General features: G+C 72.8%; 2 protein-coding genes. Both read left to right on the forward strand.

Annotated elements, in window-relative coordinates; translation table 11 throughout:
• Positions 1 to 10 precede the first annotated feature (10 nt).
• On the forward strand, positions 11 to 20,650 hold the full coding sequence (locus PGH47_RS38050) for a type I polyketide synthase (protein ID WP_271667217.1): 20,640 nt from the start codon (positions 11 to 13) through the stop codon (positions 20,648 to 20,650).
• Between the two features lie 128 nt (positions 20,651 to 20,778).
• The gene (locus PGH47_RS38055; protein ID WP_271667218.1) at positions 20,779 to 22,776 is read left to right on the forward strand and encodes an ABC transporter ATP-binding protein/permease; all 1,998 of its coding nucleotides are present in this window, start codon (positions 20,779 to 20,781) and stop codon (positions 22,774 to 22,776) included.
• The last annotated feature ends 164 nt before the right edge of the window (positions 22,777 to 22,940 follow it).

A 22,940-nucleotide genomic window follows, 5' to 3' on the forward strand; every position in this document is an offset into this window, starting at 1 on the left:
AGAGCCCGCCTTGAACACACCCAACCCCTACGTCGAGGCGCTGCGGACCTCCCTGAAGGAGAACGAGCGGCTGCGGCGGCACAACCAGCAGCTGATCTCGGCCGCCGTGGAACCCATCGCCGTCGTCGGCATGGGCTGCCGCTACCCAGGCGGCGTCGCCTCCCCGGAGGACCTCTGGGACCTCGTCGTCGACGGCCGGGACGCCATCGGCCCGTTCCCCGCCGACCGCGGCTGGGACCTGGCCCGCCTCACCGGCGACGGACCCGGCCGCAGCCGCGCCCACGAAGGCGGCTTCCTCGACGCGATGACCGAGTTCGACCCCGCGTTCTTCGGCATCGCCCCCCGTGAGGCCCTCGCCATGGACCCCCAGCAACGGCTCCTGCTGGAGACCGCATGGGAGGCCCTCGAACGCGCCGGCATCGCCCCCACCGCACTGCGCGGCACCCGCACCGGCGTCTTCGCGGGCACCACCATCCAGGACTACGGCAAGGTCGTCGCCGAGGCCCGCGAGAACATGGACGTCTACGCCACCACCGGCCACGCCGCCGGCGTGATCTCCGGACGCATCTCCTACGTCCTCGGCCTGGAGGGGCCCGCCATCACAGTCGACACCGGCTGCTCCTCCTCCCTCGTCGCCCTGCACTGGGCCGTGCAGTCCCTGCGCGCCGGCGAGTCCGCGCTCGCCCTCGCCTGCGGCGCCACCGTCATGTGCACCCCGGGCACCTTCGTGTCCTTCACCGCGCAGGGCGGCCTCGCCTCCGACGGCCGCTGCAAGCCCTTCTCCACCACGGCCGACGGCGTCGGCTGGAGCGAGGGCGCCGGCGTCCTCGTACTGGAACGCCTCTCCGACGCCCGGCGCAACGGCCACCCCGTACTCGCCGTGGTCCGCGGCACCGCCCTCAACCAGGACGGCGCCTCCAACGGCATCAGCGCCCCCAACGGGCCCGCACAGCAACGCGTCATCCGAGCCGCCCTCGACAACGCCGGCCTCACCCCGGACCAGATCGACGCCGTAGAGGCCCACGGCACGGGCACCACCCTGGGCGACCCGATCGAGGCACAGGCCCTCCTCGCCGCCTACGGCCAGAACCGCGAACGGCCCCTGCTGCTGGGCTCGGTGAAGTCCAACATCGGGCACACCCAGGGCGCCGCCGGAGTCGCCGGCGTCATCAAGACCGTCATGGCGCTGCGGGCCGGCCTGCTCCCACGCAGCCTGTACGCCGAGCGGCCGACCTCCGACGTCGACTGGACCGCCGGTTCCGTACGGCTCCTCACCGCGAACACGCCCTGGCCGCACACCGACGCCCCACGCCGCGCCGGCGTCTCCTCCTTCGGCATCAGCGGCACCAACGCCCACATCGTCCTCGAACAGGCCCCGCCCGCCGAGGAACCCGAGCGCACGGCCGTCCCGGACCTGACGCCGTGGCCGGTGTCCGCCCGCACCGCCACCGGCCTCGACACCCAGCTCCACCGGATCACGACCGCCGCCGCCGACCTGACCGCCCCGGACGTCGGCCACTCCCTCGCTGCCGGACGCGGCCACCTGGAACACCGCGCCGTGCTCCTACCGCACGAGGACGGGGTGAGGGAACTGGCCCGCGGCACGGCGGGGGAGGGCGGCCTCGCCGTTCTCTTCACAGGCCAGGGCAGCCAACGCCTGGCCATGGGACGGGAGTTGTACGACCGTTTCCCTGCCTTCGCGGAGGCCCTCGACGAACTGCTCGGACACCTCGACCCCGCCCTGCGGGACGTGATGTGGGGCGATGACGAGACCGCGCTCAACCGCACCGAACACGCCCAGCCCGGGCTCTTCGCCGTCGAGGCCGCCCTGTACCGGCTCGCCGAATCCCTGGGCGTGCGACCCGGCTTCGTCGCCGGGCACTCCGTCGGCGAGATCACCGCGGCGCACGTCGCCGGAGTGCTGTCCGCGGAGGACGCCTGCGTCCTCGTCACCGCCCGAGGCCGTTTGATGCAGGCGCTGCCCGAGGGCGGCGCCATGGTCGCCGTGGCCGCGCCCGAGGACGTGGTGCGCACGCTGCTCGGGGACGACGTCGCCCTCGCCGCCGTCAACGGCCCGGCCTCCGTGGTCCTCTCCGGCACCGAGGACGCCGTACTCACCGCCGCCGAGCGGCTGCGCGACGCCGGGCACCGCACCCACCGGCTGGCGGTCTCGCACGCCTTCCACTCACCGCTGATGACGCCGATCCTCGACGACTTCCGTGCCGTCGTCGCCGGGCTCACCTTCAACGACCCGCGGCTGCCAGTCGTCTCGACGGTCACCGGCCGCACCGCCACCGCCCGCGAACTGCGCGACCCGGACCACTGGACCCGGCACACCGTCGCCACCGTGCGGTTCGCCGACGCCGTACGCACCCTCGCCGCCCAAGGCGTACGCGCCCACCTCGAACTCGGCCCCGACGCCGTCCTCAGCCCTCTCGTCGACGAAACCCTCACCGACCCGGAGACGACCACCGACCCCGGGGTGATCGCCGTACCCCTCCTGCGGGCCGACCGCCCCGAGGAACTGTCCCTCATCACCGGCCTCGCCCGGCTGCACACCGCCAGCGCCGCCGGAACCGTCGACTGGGCCGCCCTCTACCGGGACACCGGCGCCCGCCGCGTCGACCTGCCCACCACCGCCTTCGAACGACAGCCCTACTGGCCCACCGGCACGGGCCGCGCCCGCGACGCCGCGGGCCTCGGCCTCGGCGCGTCCGGCCACCCGCTGCTGGCCGCCACCGTCGACCTGGCCGACGGCGAGGGCGTCGTCCTCACCGGCCGCCTGACCCCCGCCCGGCAACCCTGGCTCGCCGACCACGTCGTCCACGGCCGCACCCTGCTGCCCGGCACCGCCTTCCTCGAACTCGCCCTGCGGGCGGGCGACGAAGTCGGCTGCGACCGCGTCCACGACCTCACCCTCACGGCACCGCTGGAGATCGCCGATCGCGCGGCCGTCCACCTCCAGGTACGAGTCGGCCCACCTGCCACCGACGGCCGCCGCCCCGTCACGGTCCACTCTCGCCCTGACAGCGCCGACCCCGTTGCCGAGTGGACGGTCCACGCCACGGGCCGACTCGACACGGCGCCGGACAGCCGTGAGAACCCGTCATTCGGCATGATGCCGGGCAGCCCGACGGACCCGGCCCTCGACATCGCATGGCCGCCGCCCGGCGCGGAACCCATCGACCTCACCGACTGCTACGACCACCTCGCCGAGCTCGGCTTCGACTTCGGGCCGGTCTTCCGTGGCCTGAGCGCCGCCTGGCGACGCGGCACCGAACTCTTCACCGAGGCCACCCTGCCCGGCCCCGGGCACACCGACGCCACCGCCTTCCTGCTCCACCCGGCCCTGGCGGACGCCGCCCAGCACGCCGCGACCCACGGCGACCTCGGCACCCTCAGCGAAGGCGGCCTGCCCTTCTCCTGGGAGGGGGTCCGCCTGCACGCCACCGGCGCCACCGCGCTGCGCACCCGCATCGCCCGCCTGGACGACGACACCGTCACCCTCACGGCCACGGACCCCGCGGGCAACCCGGTCCTGACGGTGGACGCCCTGGTCACACGACCCGCGACAGCGGCCACCCGAACCACCCCCGACGCCCTGTTCACCGTCGACTGGCAGGCCCTGGGCAAGCCCACGGCCACCGACCTCGACGTCGCCGTCATCGGCCCCGACGCCGCCGACCTGGCCGACGCCCTGCGTACCCCCGACACCGGGGTCGCCGTCGCCCCCGACCTCGCCGCGCTCGAAACGGCACCGGCGGTAGTCCTCACCCACATCACCGGCGAATCCGACGAGTCACCGATCCCCACAGCCCTCCGGTCAACCACCGAGCGCGCCCTAGCCCTCGTCCACTCATGGCTGGCGGACCCACGCTTCGCCGACTCCCGCCTCGTCGTCGCCACCCCCGCCACCGGCGACCTCCCGGCCGCCGCCGCACGCGGCCTCCTGCGCACCGCACAGACCGAGAACCCCGGGCGCATCACCGTCCTCCACCTCGACGGCCCCCTCGACGGCGAACAACTGCGCCGCGCCCTGACCACGACCGAGCCCGAAATACGCGCCGACGCCGAGGGCCTGCGCGTCCCCAGACTCGTCCGGGCCCCGCGCGCCGCGGCACAGCAGCCGGCGTGGGAAGTCTCCGGCACCGTCCTCGTCACCGGCGGGACCGGCGGCCTGGGCGCCCTCGTCGCCCGCCACCTCGTCACCCGGCACGGCGCCCGCGACCTCCTGCTCGTCTCCCGCCGGGGCCCCGACGCCCCCGGCGCCGACCGGCTCACCACCGACCTGACCGAACTCGGCGCCCGCGTCCGCGTCGCCGCCTGCGACATCGCCGACCGCGACGCCCTCGCCCGCCTCCTCGACGGCGAGCACCTCACCGCCGTCGTCCACGCCGCCGGCACCGTCGACGACGGCGTCCTCGGCGCCCTCACCGCCGAACGCCTCGACACCGTCCTGCGACCCAAGGCCGACGCCGCCTGGCACCTCCACGAACTCGCCCCCGACGTCGGCACGTTCGTCCTGTTCTCGTCCGCCGCCGGCACCCTGGGCGGTGCCGGCCAGGCCAACTACGCCGCCGCCAACGCCTTCCTCGACGCCCTCGCCGCCCACCGCCACACCCTCGACCTGCCCGCACTCTCCCTCGCCTGGGGCCCCTGGGACGTCGAGGGCAGCGCCATGACCGGCGAACTCACCGACGTCGACCGGGCACGTCTCGCCCGCTCCGGCTTCCCCTTCCTCACCCCTGACGACGGCCTCGCCCTCCTCGACGCCGCCCCCGCCACCGGCCACACCACCGTCCTGCCCATCCGCATCGACCTCGCCGCGCTGCGTGCCCGGGACGACGTCCCGGCACTCCTCACCGGCCTGGCCGCCCGCCGCACCACGACGGGCCGTACGACACTGACCACGGCCACGTCCGCCACCACTCCGACGGACGCCCCCGTCCAACGGCTCGCCCCGCTCGACCCCGCCGACCGCAGGGCCGCGCTCCTCGACCTGGTCCGCGAGCAGGTGGCCGCCGTCCTGGGCCACCAGGACGCCGGACGCGTCGAGCCCAGCCGGGCCTTCCGCGACCTGGGCTTCGACTCCCTGACGGCGGTGGAACTGCGCAACGCCCTCAGCACGGCGACCGGACTCCGCCTACCCGCCACCCTGATCTTCGACCACCCCACACCCCGGGCACTGGCCGAGCACCTGCTGTCGAACCTGTTCCCGGGCACCGCCACGGGCACCACGGCACAGGTAGCGCCATCCACGACGATCCCGGCCGACGACCCGGTCGTGGTCGTCGGGATGGCGTGCCGCTACCCCGGCGGAGTCCGCTCCCCGGAGGACCTGTGGCGGCTGGTGTCGGAGGGCGTGGACGCGGTGGGCGACTTCCCGTCCGACCGTGGCTGGGACCTCGATCGCCTCTACCACCCCGACCCCGAGAACCCGGGCACCTCCTCGACCCGGGCAGGCGGCTTCCTCCACGACGCCGGCGAATTCGACGCGGACTTCTTCGGGATGAGTCCGCGTGAGGCGTTGGCGACGGATGCGCAGCAGCGGTTGCTGCTGGAGTCGGTGTGGGAGGCGATCGAGCGGGCGGGTATCGACCCGACGTCCCTGCGCGGCAGCCGCACAGGTGTCTTCGCGGGTGTGATGTACAACGACTATCGGGAGTTGCTGACGGGGGAGGAGTTCGAGGCCTTCCGGGGCAACGGCAGCGCCCCGAGCATCGCTTCAGGGCGTGTTGCGTACGCGCTGGGCCTCGAAGGACCTGCGGTGTCCGTGGACACGGCGTGTTCGTCGTCGTTGGTGGCGGTGCATCTGGCTGCGCAGGCGTTGCGTGGTGGTGAGTGCTCGCTGGCGGTTGCCGGTGGTGTGACGGTGATGTCGACGCCGACGACCTTCGTGGAGTTTTCCCGTCAGGGTGGGTTGGCGCCGGACGGGCGGTGCAAGGCGTTCTCGGATGCGGCTGACGGTGTCGGCTGGGCCGAGGGTGTGGGCGTACTGCTGTTGGAGCGGCAGTCGGATGCCGTGCGTAATGGGCACCGGGTTCTGGCGGTTGTTCGGGGCAGTGCCGTCAATCAGGACGGCGCCTCGAATGGGCTGACCGCGCCGAACGGCCCGTCGCAGCAGCGGGTGATCCGGCAGGCGCTGGCGTCGGCGGGGCTGAGTGCCGGGGATGTCGATGTCGTCGAGGCGCACGGCACTGGCACCGCACTCGGTGACCCGATCGAGGCGCAGGCGCTGCTGGCGACTTACGGTCAGGATCGTGAACGGCCGCTGCTGCTGGGCTCGGTGAAGTCGAACCTGGGTCATACGCAGGCCGCCGCTGGTGTGGCCGGCGTCATCAAGAGCGTGCTGGCGATGCGGCACGGTGTCGTCCCGCGCACCCTGCATGTCGACGCACCGTCCTCGCACGTGGACTGGTCGGCCGGTGCGGTGGAGCTGGTCCGCGAGCCGATTGCATGGCCGGACAGCGATCGTCCGCGCCGCGTCGGCGTTTCCTCGTTCGGCGTGAGCGGCACCAATGCCCACCTGATTCTTGAAGAGGGGCCGGCAGAGCCGGAGGCCGCGGACCCGTTCGGGATCGTCCCGTTGGTGGTGTCCGGCAAGACGGCCGACGTGCTCGACGCTCAACTGGCCCGACTGCACGCGGACGTTGAGGCAGCCAATCTCGGTCACGTACTTGCCACCGGACGGACCCGGTTCGCGCATCGGGCTGTGTTGCTGGCGTCGGCGGAGGGTGTCTCCGAGGCGGCCAGGGGAGTGGTGGCCGAGGGGCCGTTGGCGTTCGTGTTCTCCGGTCAGGGCGCTCAGCGTCTGGGGATGGGACGTGAGCTGTACGGCCGTTTCCCGGTGTTCGCCCAGGCTCTGGACGAGGCCCTGACTGAACTGGGTCCGGGTCTGCGCGAGGTGATCTGGGGCGACGACGAATCCGCCCTGAATCGCACTGAGTTCACTCAACCCGCGCTGTTCGCCATCGAGGTGGCGCTCTACCGTCTCGCCGAATCGTTGGGCGTACGGCCGGATTTCGTGGCCGGTCACTCCGTCGGCGAGATCGCCGCCGCCCATGTCGCGGGCGTCCTCTCACTCACGGACGCCTGCGTACTGGTGTCGGCACGTGCCCGGTTGATGCAGGCCCTGCCCGAGGGCGGGCTGATGCTGGCGGTCGAGGCCACCGAGGACGAGGTCGCCCCGTACCTCACCGACGAGGTGAGCATCGCCGCGATCAACGGCCCGACCTCGCTGGTGCTCTCCGGCACGGAAGAAGCGGTACTCGCGGTCGCCGCCGACCTCCCCGACCGCCGCACCACCCGCCTGCGCGTCTCCCACGCCTTCCACTCTCCGCTCATGGACCCGATGCTGGAGGACTTCCGGGCCGCCATCACCGACCTCCGCTTCACCGAGCCCGGCATCCCCTTCGTCTCCAGGACCAGCCCGACCACGCCCGACTACTGGGTCCAGCACGTCCGCGACACCGTCCGCTTCGCGGACAACATCCGCACCCTGACCGACCACGGCGTCACCCGCTTCCTCGAAATCGGCCCCGACGGCACCCTCACCGCCCTCATCGAACAGACCACCCCCGAGGACGCCCTCATCGTCCCGGCGCTTCGCAAGACCCAGCCAGAGGAGGAAGCCGTTCTCACGGCTCTGGGTCGCCTGTTCACGCACGGTGTGCCTGTCGACTGGGCGGCCCTCTTCGCCGGGACCGGACCCCGACTCCCCGAAGTCGTCCCCACCTACCCCTTCCAGCGCCGTCGCTTCTGGCCGGAGCCCTCCCTGTCGGTGAAGGACGCCATCGCGCTGGGACTGGAACCGGTCGGGCACCCCTTGCTCGGCGCGGTCGTGTCGCCGGCCGGTTCGGACGGCGTCGTGCTGACCGGTCGGCTCTCGCTCGCCTCGCACCCCTGGCTCGCCGACCACACGGTGCACGGTCGCTCGTTGCTGCCCGGCGCCGCACTGGTCGAACTCGCCCTGCGTGCCGGTGAGGAGTACGCCTGCCGACGCCTTGCCGAGCTGACGCTGGGCACACCGCTGATCGCGCCCGACGAGGGTGCCGTACGCCTACAGGTCACCGTAGGACCGGCCGACGCGGACGGAAAACGGCCCGTGACCGTGCAGTCCTGCCCGGAAGGCGACCCGGGAGGCTCTTGGGCCGTCAATGCGACCGGGGTGTTGGAGCCTGGGGAGGAAGTACCGGCGCACGAGCCGGAGTCGACCGCCTGGCCGCCGCCCGGTGCCGAGCCGGTCGTACTCGACTCCTTCTACGCCGAGCGGGCGTTGACCGGATTCGGATACGGGCCTGCCTTCCAGGGGCTGCGTGCAGCCTGGCGGCGTGGTGACGACGTCTTTGTCGAGGCCGAGCTGCCCGAAGGCACGGAGCCGGGTGGGTTTGTGCTGCATCCTGCCCTGTTCGACGCCACTCTGCACGGTACGTCACTGCTGGTGGGGGACGGTGTGGTGCCGTTCTCCTGGGAGGGCGTCGCGCTGCATGCCGAAGGGGCCGCGGCGGTGCGGGGCCGGTTGTCGCTCGTAGCGCCGGACCGCGTGCGAGTGGCCCTCGCCGACTCGTCCGGACGGCAAGTGGCCAGTGCCGATGCGCTGGCTGTCCGTGCCGTCACGGCGGGGCAGTTGGCCGGCCCGCTCTACCGCGTCGACTGGGTGGCGCCGACCTTCGAGGCAGCCCGCGACATCGGCGTGCTGTGCGTCTCCGGCGACCATGACGGCACGCTCACCGCGATGTTGCGTGAGGCCGGGCTCGCTGTGGGCGAGGACGGTGCCGAGGCGGAAGTCCTGCTGCTGCCGCCCGCGTCGGAGGTGCCGTCCGCCGTCGTCGATGCCCTGGCGCTGTTGCAGCGTGCGCTGGTAGACGAGTCCGAGCGCCGCCTCGTACTGGTCACCCGGGACGACGACGATCCCGCCGGGGCCGCCGTACGCGGGCTGTTGCGGTCGGCCGCCGCCGAGCATCCGGGCCGTCTGGCCGTGCTCGCCCTCACCGATCCGGCACCGCAGACGCTCCGCGCCGCATTCGGGTTGCTCCGGGACGCGGCTGAGCCGGAGGTCGCCGTCCGGGGTGGGGAAGTGCTTGTGCCCCGGCTCGGGCCGGTGCGGGCGTCCGCGGGAGCAGGACGGGAAGCCGCTTGGGGCCGGGGGAGTGTGCTGGTCACCGGCGGGACCGGTGGGCTCGGTGCTGCCGTGGCGCGGCATCTCGTCGCCCGACACGGTGTGCGGGATCTGCTGCTGGTCTCCCGCCGGGGGCCGGACGCGCCGGGGGCCGGCGAGCTGGTCGCCGAACTGACGCAGGCCGGTGCCGTTGCCGAGGCCGTGGCCTGTGACGTGGCCGATCGTGACGCGTTGGCGGCGCTGCTTGCCGGGCGGACGGTCGGTGGTGTGGTGCACGCGGCCGGGGTTCTCGACGACGGTGTGGTCGCCGCGTTGACCGAGGAGCGGGTGGCGGCCGTATTCCGGCCGAAGGTGGAGGCCGCCCGGCACTTGCACGAACTCGTCGACGCCGATGTGCCGTTCGTGGTGTTCTCGTCGGCCGCGGGGGTGCTCGGAAGTGCCGGTCAGGGGAACTACTCCGCCGCCAACGCCGGCCTGGACGCGCTGATACGCGAGCGGCGCGGCGCCGGGCTGCCCGGGCTGTCGCTCGCCTGGGGCCCGTGGGAGGCGGCCGCCGGAATGACCCGGCAGCTCACCGACGCCGACCGGGCCCGCATGGCACGCACCGGGCTGCTGCCCCTGTCCACCGCGACCGCGCTCGCCCACTTCGACGCCGCCCTGGCTCACGACGAACCCGTCGTGCTGCCCCTGAGCCTCGACACGCACGCACTGGCCGGGGCCGGGCCCGACGCACCGGCCGTGCTGCGCGGACTCGTGCGACACCGCGTCGACAGGCGCCGTACCGCCGCGTCGCTCACCTCGGGTGATGCAGGGCTCGCGGCGACATTGGGGCGGCTCGGGCCCGAGGAGCAGGGACGTGAGTTGCTCGGCCTGGTGCGCGGGCAGGTCGCCCGCGTGCTCGGGCACCGCCGTGCCGACGCCGTCGAGGCCCGGCGGCCCTTCCGCGAGCTGGGGTTCGACTCGCTCACGGCCGTCGAACTGCGCAACGGCATCGCCGCCACCACCGGCCTGCGCCTGTCCGCCACCCTCGTCTTCGACCACCCGACCCCCGCCGACCTCGCCGCGCATCTCCACGAGCGGCTGCTCGGCGGCCCGGTGGCCGCCGTGGACGTGGTCGCCCGGCCGGCCGCCGCCACTGACGATCTCGTGGCGATCGTGGGCATGGCCTGCCGCTTCCCCGGAGACGTGGCCTCCCCGGACGACCTGTGGCGCCTCGTGACCGACGGCGTGGACGCGATCGGCGACGTACCGGCGGAGCGCGGCTGGGAGGAGGCCAGGCGCGGCGGATTCCTCAGCCGCGCGGGCGACTTCGACGCCGACTTCTTCGGCATGAGCCCGCGCGAGGCGCTCGCCACCGACGCGCAGCAGCGGCTGCTCCTGGAGGTCTCCTGGGAGGCCGTCGAGGACGCCGGTATCGACCCGGTGACGCTGCGCGGCAGCCGCACCGGAGTGTTCGCCGGTGTCATGTACGGGGACTACGGCACGCTCCTCGCCGACGAGAGGTACGCGGGCCTGCGCGGCGCCGGCAGCGCCCACAGCGTGGCCTCCGGACGGGTGGCGTACACCCTCGGTCTGGAAGGACCGGCGGTCAGCGTCGACACCGCCTGCTCCTCCTCACTCGTGGCGCTGCACCTGGCCGCCCAGGCGCTGCGCGGCGGCGAGTGCACCCTCGCCCTGGCCGGCGGCGTGACGGTGATGGCGACCCCTTCGACCTACGTCGAATTCGACCGCCAGGGAGGCTTGGCCGCCGACGGCCGCTGCAAGGCGTACTCCGACACGGCCGACGGCGTCGGATGGGGCGAGGGTGTCGGCCTGGTCGTGCTGGAGCGGCTGTCCGACGCCCGCCGCAACGGGCACCCCGTGCTGGCGGTACTGCGCGGCTCCGCCGTCAACCAGGACGGCGCCTCCAACGGCCTCACCGCGCCCAACGGACCGGCCCAACAGCGCGTCATCCGGCAGGCGTTGGCCGCCGCCGGAGTCTCACCGGCCGACGTGGACGCCGTCGAGGGCCACGGCACCGGCACCCGGCTCGGCGACCCCATCGAGGCCCAGGCACTGCTCGCGACGTACGGACAGGAGCGGGCGCATCCGCTGTTGCTGGGTTCGGTGAAGTCCAACATCGGGCACACCCAGGCCGCCGCGGGAGTCGCCGGCGTCATCAAGACGGTCCTGGCTCTGCGACACGGCATCGTGCCGCGCTCCCTGCACACCGACACGCCTTCCACGCACGTCGACTGGGAGTCGGGCGCGGTGCTCCCGGTGCGTAGGGACACCGTGTGGCCGGAGACGGACCGGCCGCGCCGGGCAGCCGTCTCCTCCTTCGGCGTCAGCGGCACCAACGCCCACCTCATCCTGGAAGCCGCCCCGCCCCCGCAGCAGGAGGCCGAGCGGGAACCGGTCGCCGTGACACCGGCCGTGGTTCCGTGGGTGCTGTCGGCCCGCACCGCCGCCGCCCTCGACGCCCGTACGGCCCGACTCGCCCACCGCGAAGACATCCTGGACGTCGGCCTCACCCTGGCCGCCACCGCCCGCACCGCCTTCCCGCACCGTGCCGTGGCCCTCGCCACGGACACCGGCGGCCCCGTCGAGATCGCCCGCGCAGTAGCCGCCGAACCCGGCCCGACAGCATTCCTCTTCTCCGGCCAGGGCGCCCAACGCCTGAACATGGGACGCGAGTTGTACGACCGCTTCCCCGTCTTCCGCGCCGCCCTCGACGAGACGCTCGCACTGCTCGACCCAGGACTGCGGGAGGTGCTGTGGGGCACCGACGAGGCGGCGCTCAATCGGACCGGCGCCGCCCAGCCCGCCCTCTTCGCCGTCGAGGTCGCCCTGTACCGGCTGCTGGAGTCCCTCGGCCTGCGCCCCGATGCCGTCGCCGGGCACTCCGTCGGTGAGATCGCCGCGGCGCACGTCGCCGGCGTGCTGACCCTGCCCGACGCATGCCGCCTGGTCACGGCCCGGGCCACCCTGATGGACGCCCTGCCGGAAGGCGGCGTCATGGTCGCCGTCGAGGCCGCCGAGGACGACGTACGGCCCCACCTCGCCGCCGGCGCCTCCCTCGCCGCAGTCAACGGCCCCGCCGCAGTGGTCGTCTCCGGCGACCCCGTAGCCGTCGAGGCCACCGTCGCCGCACTCCCCGGCCGACGCACCACCCGCCTCCCGGTCAGCCACGCCTTCCACTCGGCGCACATGGACCCGATGCTGTCCGACTTCCGTGCCGTACTGGACACCCTGGAATTCCGGACGCCGCGCCTGCCCGTCGTGTCAGACCTGGACGGCGAGTTGACCGACCCCGGTCGCTGGGTACGCCAGGTGCGCGAGACCGTCCGTTTCGCCGACGCCGTCCGGAGCATGGCCGCCGCCGGGATACGGACGTATGTCGAGGTCGGCCCCACCGCCGCCCTGACGGCACTGGTCGAGTCGATCCTGTCGGAGCACGCCGGCACGCACACCGAGGGCGCCCCGGACGCGGTCGCCGTGCCGGTGCTGCGGTCCGGGCGGCCCGAGGAGGGCACGCTGGTCACCGCGCTGGCCCGGCTGTTCACGGCTGGTACGCCCATCGACTGGCCCGAGCTCTTCACCGGGACGGGCGCCCTGCGTACGCGGTTGCCCGGCTACCCCTTCCAGCACCGTCACTACTGGCCCGCAGCCGCAGCCACCGGCGGTGACGTCCGCGGCTCCGGACTCACGGCAGTGCACCATCCGCTGCTCGGAGCGGCGGTCCGCCTCGCCGACGCCGACGCCGCCCTGTTCACCGGCCGCGTCTCGACGGCGACCCATCCCTGGACGACGGGGCATAGAGTCGCAGGCCGGGTCGTCCTGCCCGGCACCGCCCTCGCCGAACTCGTCGCCCGAGCCGGCGTCGAACTCGGCCACGGCCGTATCGCCGAACTCACCCTCGAACAGCCCCTGTTCCTGCCCGACACCGACGCCCTGACCCTTCAGGTCTCGGTCGCCGAAGCCGACGACACCGGCCTGCGCCCGGTCACCGTCTCCTCCCGGCATGACGGCGACCCTGACGCGCCCTGGCTGCGACACGCAGTCGGCCTCCTCGCCGACGACACCGCCGCCGTACCCGCCACCGCCCCGGAACCGACCGGCACCGCCCCGTGGCCGCCGCCCGGCGCGGAGACCGTCGACCTCGACGCCTTCTACGCCGAACTGGCCGACACGGGCCTCACCTACGGCCCACCGTTCGGGGTGCTCACCTCAGTCCGGCGGCGCGGCGCGGAGGTGTTCGCCGAGGCCGCCCTCCCCGACGACACGGACACCGACGGCTTCGGCCTCCACCCCGCCCTGCTCGACTCCCTGCTGCACGCAGCCGCGTTCACGGGTGGGACGCCGGGGCTGCCGTTCGCGTGGCGTGACGTGGACCTGCGTCTGCACGGCAGCGCCACGGGCGCACGGGTGCTACGCGCTCACATCGTCCGCGACACGGAGACGGCTGGAGTCGCTGACGCTGTGCGGCTGACGGTTACCGACCCGTCGGGCACCCCGGTTGCGTCCGTGGGTTCACTCGTCACCAGGCCGCCGTCCCTGACCACGAGCGCCACGCTCCCCAACGCGCTGTTCCGACGCACCTGGGCGCCGGTGACGTACCCGGAGGCGTCGCGAACTCCTCGTCTCGCCGTACTGACCACAGGCTCCGTCCCGGCCTGGGCGCCACGGGACGCCGAGATCCTGCCCGGTCTCGACGGCAAATCGTCGGCTCCCGACCTCGTCCTCACGGAGATCACCGCCGGGGAACTGCACACCACACTCCGCCAAACCCTGGACCTCCTCCACACATGGCTCGCCACTGCGCCGTTCACGACGTCCCGCCTGGTCGTCGTGACCGCCGACGAGGAATCCCCGGTCGTCGAGGCGGTCAGGGGCCTGATCCGCTCGGCGGCGAACGAACACCCCGGCCGCCTGGCCCTGCTCACCCGCGACCCCAGCGAGCCCCAACTCCCGTTCCCGGCAGACCTCCTGAGCGCCTACGAGACCGGCGAGACGGAGCTCGCCGTACGCGGCACGGACCTGCTCGCACCCCGCCTGGCCCGACAAGAGCTCCGCACTCCGGAACACGCCCGGGACACCTGGACGGGCCCGGGCAGCGTGCTCATCACCGGCGGCACGGGCGGCATCGGCGCGGCCCTGGCACGCCACCTCGTCACCCACCACGGAGCACGCGAACTACTGCTCGTGTCCCGACGAGGGGAGGACGCCCCCGGCGCCGCCGAACTACGCACCGAGCTCATGGAGTTCGGCGCCCGAGTGGAGATCGCCGCCTGCGACGTGTCCGACCGCGGCGCACTGGCCGATCTGCTCACCGACCGCACCGTCGGGGCCGTCGTGCACACGGCCGGCGTCCTCGACGACGGCGTAGTCACCGCCCTGACCCCCGAACGTCTCTCCGCGGTCCTCCACCCCAAGGCCGACGCCGCCCGCCACCTGCACGAACTGCTTCCGGACGTACGGGCATTCGTCCTGTTCTCCTCGGCGGCAGGCACCTTCGGAGGCACGGGCCAGGCCAACTACGCCGCCGCCAATGCCTACCTGGACGGCCTCTCCGCCCACCGCCACGCCCTCGGCCTGCCCGCGACCTCCCTCGCCTACGGGCCCTGGGCGATGACCGACGGCATGACCGGCGAACTCGACCGCACCGACCGTGAACGCCTCGCACGCTCCGGCTTCCGTCCCCTCGATGTGGACGAGGGTTTGGCCCTGTTCGACGTGGCGACAGCCGACGAGAGCGCCTCACTGCTGCTGCCCGTACGACTCGACCACGCGGCACTTCGGTCGCGCGGCGACGTCCCGCCGTTGCTCCGCGGGCTGTTCCGGAGCCGTACGGCAACCGCCGGGGCGGGCGACCTTCGGCACCGCCTCGCCGGGAAGACCGCGGAGGAACAGCGGGCCCTGCTCCTGGCCGCGGTACGCGCTCGCGCCGCGGCAGTCCTGGGGCACGACGAGCAGGACTCCGCCTCTATAGAACCCCGACGTCCTTTCCGCGACCTGGGCTTCGACTCCCTGACGGCGGTGGAACTGCGCAATGCCCTCGCGGCGGCAACAGGGCTGCGTCTGCCCGCCACCCTCGTCTTCGACCACCCGTCGGCCGAGAAACTGGCCGCCCACCTGCATGAGCAACTGGTAGGCACCCAGTCGGCGCCGGAGGCGACTCCCACCGGGATGTCCCTCGCCGACGATCCGGTGGTGATCGTGGGGATGGCCTGCCGCTACCCCGGTGGTGTCTCGTCGCCGGAGGATCTGTGGCGGCTGGTGTCGGAGGGCGTGGACGCGGTGGGCGACTTCCCGTCCGACCGTGGCTGGGACCTGGAACGCCTCTACCACCCTGATCCGAACCACACCGGCACCTCCTCGACCCGGGCCGGTGGCTTCCTGACCGACGTCGCCGGGTTCGATCCGGAGTTCTTCGGGATGAGCCCGCGGGAGGCACTGGCGACGGACGCCCAGCAACGGCTACTGCTGGAGTCGGTGTGGGAGGCCGTCGAACGGGCCGGCATCGACCCGACGTCCCTGCGAGGCAGCCGGACGGGCGTCTTCGCGGGTGTGATGTACAACGACTATCGGGAGCTGTTGCCGGGGGAGGAGTTCGAGGCCTTCCGGGGCAACGGCAGCGCACCGAGCATCGCTTCGGGGCGTGTTGCGTATGCGCTCGGCTTTGAGGGGCCGACTGTCTCGATCGATACGGCGTGTTCGTCGTCGTTGGTCGCTCTGCATCTGGCTGCGCAGGCGTTGCGCGGTGGTGAGTGCTCACTGGCGGTGGCGGGTGGTGTGACGGTGATGTCGACGCCGACGACCTTCGTGGAGTCTTCCCGTCAGGGTGGGTTGGCGCCGGACGGCAGGTGCAAGGCGTTCTCGGATGCGGCTGACGGTGTCGGCTGGGCCGAGGGTGTGGGCGTACTTCTGCTGGAGCGGCAATCGGATGCAGTGCGCAACGGTCATCGGATCCTCGCCGTGGTGCGGGGTAGCGCGGTGAATCAGGACGGTGCCTCGAATGGGCTGACAGCGCCCAATGGTCCCTCCCAGCAGCGAGTGATCCGCCAGGCCCTCGCGTCGGCCGGGTTGTCGGCCGCCGAGGTGGATGCGGTCGAGGCGCACGGTACGGGTACGACCCTGGGCGACCCGATCGAGGCGCAGGCGTTGCTGGCGACGTATGGCCAGGATCGTGAACGGCCCCTGCTGCTCGGCTCGGTGAAGTCGAACCTCGGTCATACGCAGGCCGCTGCTGGTGTGGCCGGCGTCATCAAGAGCGTGCTGGCGATGCGGCACGGTGTCGTCCCGCGCACCCTGCATGCCGACGCACCGTCCTCGCACGTGGACTGGTCGGCCGGTGCGGTGGAGCTGGTCCGCGAGCCGGTTCCTTGGCCGGACAGCGACCGCCCGCGCCGGTCCGCCGTCTCCTCCTTCGGTCTCAGCGGCACCAACGCCCACGTCATCCTCGAAGCCGGCCCCGAGCAGGAGACTCCCGCCGACGATAATGAGCGCACAGTTCCTCTGGTCGTCACGGCACGTTCGGAAGCGGCACTGGACGCGCGAATACGGCAACTTCAGTCCTGCGAACCGTCGGTACACGCCGGATTGACTGCGGCGACCGGGCGGGCTTCGTTCTCTCACCGCGCGGTGTTGCTGGCGTCGGCGGAGGGTGTCTCCGAGGCGGCCAGGGGAGTGGTGGCCGAGGGGCCGCTGACGTTCGTGTTCTCCGGTCAGGGCGCTCAGCGTCTCGGGATGGGTCGGGAACTGTACGGCCGTTTCCCGGTGTTCGCCCAGGCTCTGGACGAGGCCCTGACTGAACTGGGTCCGGGTCTGCGTGACGTCATCTGGGGCGACGACGAATCCGTCCTGAACCGGACCGAGTTCACTCAGCCGGCGCTGTTCGCCATCGAGGTGGCGCTCTACCGTCTCGCCGAATCACTGGGCGTACGGCCGGACTTCGTGGCCGGTCACTCCGTCGGCGAGATCGCCGCAGCCCATGTCGCGGGCGTGTTCTCGCTCGCGGACGCCTGCGTGCTGGTGTCGGCACGTGCCCGGTTGATGCAGGCCCTGCCCGAGGGCGGGCTCATGCTCGCGGTCGAGGCCACCGAGGACGAGGTCACCCCGTACCTCACCGACGAGGTGAGCATCGCCGCGATCAACGGCCCGATGTCTCTGGTGCTGTCCGGCACGGAAGAGGCTGTCCTCGCGGTCGCCGCCGGCCTCCCCGACCGCCGCACCACCCGCCTGCGCGTCTCCCACGCCTTCCACTCCCCGCTCATGGACCCGATGCTGGAGGACTTCCGGGCCGCCATCACCGACCTCCGCTTCACCGAGCCCGGCATCCCCTTCGTCTCCAACACCAGCCCGGAGACCATCGACTACTGGGTCCAGCACGTCCGCGACACCGTCCGCTTCGCGGACAACATCCGCACCCTGACCGACCACGGCGTCACCCGCTTCCTCGAAATCGGCCCCGACGGCACCCTCACCCCCCTCATCGAACAGACCACCCCCGAAGCGGCCGTCGCGGTCGCCGCGCTCCGCAAGAACGGGCCGGAAGAAGAGGCGCTGGCCGTCGCGATGGGGCGGCTGTTCGTGCACGGTGTGCACGTCGACTGGGCGGCCTACTTCGCCGGAACCGGTGCCCGACTCACGGACGCCCTCCCCACCTACCCCTTCCAACGGCAGCGCTTCTGGCCTGAGCCGCGCACCGGCTTGGGTACCGGCGACGTACGGTCCGCCGGGCTCGTCCCGGCCGGGCACCCCGTGCTTGGTGCGGCGATGTTGCTCGCGGACGGCGACGGCGCGGTCTTCACCGGGCTCCTGTCGCCGCAGGCACAGCCGTGGCTCGCCGACCACACCGTGCTCGGCAGCACCCTGGTGCCCGGCGCGGCCCTGGTCGATCTGTTGATCCGGGCCGGTGACGAAGTCGGCGCCGGGTGTATCGAGGAACTGACGACGATCGCCCCTCTCGTGCTGCCCGACGACGGCGCTCCCGTCAGATTGCAGGTGCGGATCGGCGGCGCCGACGACGACGGGCGGCGCACCTTCGCGCTGCACGGACGACCCGAGCGGGCCGGTGCCGATGCCTCCTGGACGGCGTACGCGCACGGCATGCTCGCGCACGCCCCCGCCGAGGCGGCGACGCCGGGGACGGACGTGTGGCCTCCGGCGGGTGCCGAGATGATCGAACTCGGCGCTCACTACGACACGTTGGCCGACGCCGGGTTCGATTACGGCCCGTCCTTCCGCGCGCTGCGCCGGGCCTGGCGCAGGGGCGACGAAGTGTTCGCGGAGGTGTCCCTGGACGAGGCAGCCCTCGTGGATTCCGACTCGGGGTCAGCCGCGGCCACGCCCGTGGACACCGACGGATACGGCCTCCACCCGGCCCTCCTCGACGCCGTACTGCACGCCGCCGGCTTCACGGGCGCGGGCGGTGACGAAGGTGCGGCCCTCCCCTTCTCCTGGGAGGACGTGGCGCTCTTCGCCTCCGGTGCCAGGACCGTGCGGGCCCGGCTGGTGCGGACGGGCGAGCGAACCGTGCGTATCGCGGTCGCCGACACCGGGGGCGGGGCCGTCCTCAGCGTCGGTGGGCTGACCGTACGGCCCGTCGACGTCGATCAGATGGCTGGTGCCGGTGCCGGTGCCGGTTCCGGCGCCGCACCGGACGCGCTGCTGCGGACGGCGTGGACGGCGGTGGGCGAGCGCACGGCCGACGTGCCCGCCGAGGTCGCCGTGCTCGGAGAGCTGCCCGAGGATCTCGCGGGGGAGCTGGTCACGGCCGGCGTCAAGGTGGCGGCGTACGACGATCTCGCCGCCGTAGCCGGGCATCACGGCGTGGTGCTCGCTCCGGTGGGGGAGACCGGGGTCGATCCGGCCGGGTCCGCCCATGCACACGCGCGTGCGGCGCTGTCGCTCGCGCAGTCCTGGCTGGACGACGAACGCCTCGCCGGGGCACGGCTCGTCGCGCTGGTGCGAGGGGCCACGACAGGGGCGGAGCCCGGTGCCGCCGCGGCGTGGGGGCTGCTGCGGTCGGTGCAGAGCGAGCATCCCGGCCGGATCGGTCTGCTCGACGTGCCTGGGGATGCGGGCGGCGTGGCCAGTGCGTTGAACCTCGTGGAGCCGGAAGTTGCCGTGGTGGACGGCGAGGTGCTGGTGCCACGGCTGGAGCGGGTGTCCATGGACGGTCCTGATCGCCGGCCGGAGGACGATGCCTCGATCTCCCTCGGCGACGGGGGAGCCGTCCTCATCACCGGCGGTACGGGCGGTCTCGGTGCCCTCCTCGCCCGTCATCTCGTCGCCCGGCACGGCGTACGCGATCTGCTTCTGCTGTCCCGGCGCGGCGTCGACGCGCCGGGCGCCGGGGACCTCGTCGCCGAGCTGACCGGGCAGGGTGCCCGCGTCGAGGCGATGGCCTGCGATGTCGCGGACCGGGACGCGCTCGGTGCCGCTCTCGCCGGGCGTCAGGTCGGCCATGTCGTGCACGCGGCCGGCGTACTCGACGACGCGACCGTCGCGCATCTGACGCCCGAGCGGGTCGCCGCCGTGCTGCGGCCCAAGGCCGACGCCGCCCGGCATCTGCACGAACTGCTGCCGGACGTACGCTCGTTCACGGTGTTCTCCTCGGCCGCCGCTACCTTCGGCAACGCCGGGCAGGGCGCCTACGCCGCCGCGAACGCCTTCCTCGACGCCCTCGCACGGCATCGTCACCGGGCCGGGCTGCCGGGGCGGTCCCTGGCCTGGGGGCCGTGGCAGCAGGCGGACGGCATGGCCGGCACGCTGAGCGCACGGGACGTCGAGCGGATGCGTGCGTCCGGGTTCCCGCCGCTGAGCACCGAGGAGGGGCTGGCGCTCTTCGACCGGGCCGTCTCCGCCGCCGAACCCGTCCTGCTGCCGGTGCGGATCGACGTAGCGGCGCTGCGTGCCCGCGACGAGGTACCCGCGCTGCTGCACGGACTGGTGCCGGTGCGCAGGTCGGTGGCCCGGTCGACCGACCCGGGACTCGTGGCGCGGCTCGCCACGCTCGACGAGGACGAAGGGCGGGCGGCCGTACTGGAGTTGGTGCGGGAGCAGGCCGCCAGGGTGCTCGGTCACCGGCCCGGTGGCACCGCCGAGGTCGGGCCGGCGCGGGCCTTCCGTGACCTCGGCTTCGACTCGCTGATGTCGGTGGAGCTGCGCAACGCGCTGAGTACCGCCACCGGTCTGCGGCTGCCCGCCACGCTGGCCCTCGACCATCCGACTCCGGAGGCGGCCGCCGGGCATCTGTACGCGCTGCTCGCCCCGCAGGCCGAACGGACCGGGGCCGACGGCCTGCTGGCCGTCCTGGAGCGGGTCGAGCAACTGATCGCGGCCCTGCCGGAGCCGACCGCCGACGGAGCCGCGCACCGGCAGATCGCCGGACGGCTCGACGTGCTGCGCACACGCTGGTCGGCGCTGGCCGCACCGCACGCGGAAGCGGCCGTGAACGAACAGGAGAAGGCCGCGGAGTTCGACATGGACAAGCTGTCGGACGACGAGATGTTCGCCTTCCTCGACGACGAACTCGGCGACGGGTGACCGAGGGGTGGAGAGCTTCCACTGATGTCACCTGCCGCGCCCCGCCTAGCGTGGGCGAAACCGGTACACGAACGGCGGACCAGCGGCTCGGCCGGGTCCCTGAGCCGAAGAGGCGATGAGACGTGGGCATGGTCAAGACGGACGACGGTCCGGCCGTGGAGGTGCGTGATCTGGTGCGCGCCTATCGTGGCCGGGGCGGTGAACTCATCAAGGCCAACGACGGGTTGACGTTCAGCGTGCCGCGCGGGCAGGTGTTCGGCCTGTTCGGCGCCAACGGCGCGGGCAAGACGACGCTGGTCCTCCAGATGCTGGGGCTGGTGCGTCCGACGTCGGGCTCCATCACCGTGAACGGCATCGACGTGGTGCGCCACCCCGAGCTGGTGAAGTCCACCGTCGGGTTCCTGCCGCAGCGCGGCCTGTCGATGCGGCTGATCGAGGCCCGCCGGGCCCTGCACTACACGGGGCGGCTGCGCGGGCAGAGCGAGACCGACGCCCGCCGCCAGACCGACGAGCTGATCGAGGAACTGGGTCTCGGGCCGTACGCCGACCGGCAGGTGGAGCGGCTCAGCGGTGGCCTGATGCGGCTGGTGAACTTCGGCATGACCCTGATGGGCCGCCCCGAACTCATCGTGCTGGACGAGCCCACCAACGAACTCGACCCGCACAACCGGCGGTTGATCTGGGACATCGTGCAGCGCCGGGCCGCCGAGGACGGCACGACGATCGTCCTCGTCACCCACAACGTGCTGGAGGCGGAGAAGGCCGTCCACCGCGTCGCCGTCATGCACGGCGGCCGTATCACCGCCATGGGCACGCCCGGCGAGCTCAAGGAGCAGACCGGCGCCCAGGCGCGGCTTGAGCTGTTCGTCCGTGACGGAGGCAGTCTCACCGAGGCGGAGGCCGCGCGGCTCGGCCGGATCGGTGTCGTCTCTCCGGGCGACCGCAGCGGCAGCTACCTCGTCACCGCGCCGCCCGACCGGATCCAGCCCCTGCTGGAGGTCCTGGTCACCGATGTCGGCGTGACCCGCGTCGACGACTTCCGGTTCGCCCGGCCCACGCTGGAGGACGTCTACCTCAGCCTCAAGCCCGAACCCGGCGGCGAGCCGGAGAAGCCGGCCGAGCCCGCCCCGGCCCACCGGGCGCCCGATTCTTCCGAACAGCCGCCTCCTGTCAAGGAACTCGCCACCGTCGGTGCCCCCGGTGCCGAACCCGACGCCGCAGCGTTCGGTACTCCAGGTGCCGAACCCGAGGCCGCCGCGCCCACGACCACCCCGCCCGCCACCCGGCGCACCCCGCTGCCCGCCGCCCGTACTCCTCGGCCGGCGCCCTCGATCGCCCCGGCCCCCGCCCGGGTCCCCCGGCGCACCCTCGGGGCCCGGCTGGCCACCTTCGGCACGTCCTTCAAGTACCTGTGGTTCGAGCACATGCTGATCGTGCGGACGTCCTGGCACGTCCACATGGTCTTCGGCATCTTCATGCCCCTGACCATGGTGTTCGGGTTCTCCCGCATCGGCAGCGGCCTCACCGACCAGTCCAGCCTGCTGTACATAGCGAGCGGCTCCGGAGTGTTCTCCATCGCCGCGCTCGGGACCACCGCCATCGCCCAGCGGATCGGCGCCATCAAGGCCGAGGGCTCGATGATGTACTACGCCTCGCTGCCCATCAGCAAGGTGGCCTTCGTGACGGCGTTCGTCGCCGCCCGGCTGCTGCTCATCGCGCCCGGCCTGGTCACCTCACTGCTCGCCGTGGAGGTGCTCTACGACATCCAGCTCACGCTGTCGCCGACGCTGCTGTTCGTGTATCCGCTGACCGCCCTGCCGCTCGCCGCCCTCGGCCTCGTCATCGGCAGCCTCATCGACAAGATCGAGCTCATCTCCATCGTCACCTACATGCTCAACTTCCTTCTGCTGCTGGGCGCCCCGCTGCTCATCCCGCTGGAGTCCCTGCCGGTCGCGCTGCGCGTCATCAGCTACGTCATGCCGACCAGCTACGGCGCCGACGCCATCCGGCACAGCGTCACCGGCGACATCGACGGCACGTTCGCCCTGGACGTGGCCGTCCTCGCGGTCGCCTCGGTGGCGTCGCTGTGGATCGCCGACCGGGCGCTGCGCTGGCGCGCCTCCTGACGCCCGCGCAGGACCAGTGTTTTCCCCAGTGACCGCCTCACCGGGACGCCGATAGCATCCTTTCCGGATCCAGAGGGTGAATGTCCGACGGCCGTTCTCCGGGCCTGGTGCGAGACCGGAGAACGGCCGTACGGGTCCCTCGGAATCATTTCGGAGAACGGCAA

This window comes from Streptomyces sp. HUAS 31, from assembly GCF_028198125.1.
Lineage (GTDB): Bacteria > Actinomycetota > Actinomycetes > Streptomycetales > Streptomycetaceae > Streptomyces > Streptomyces chartreusis.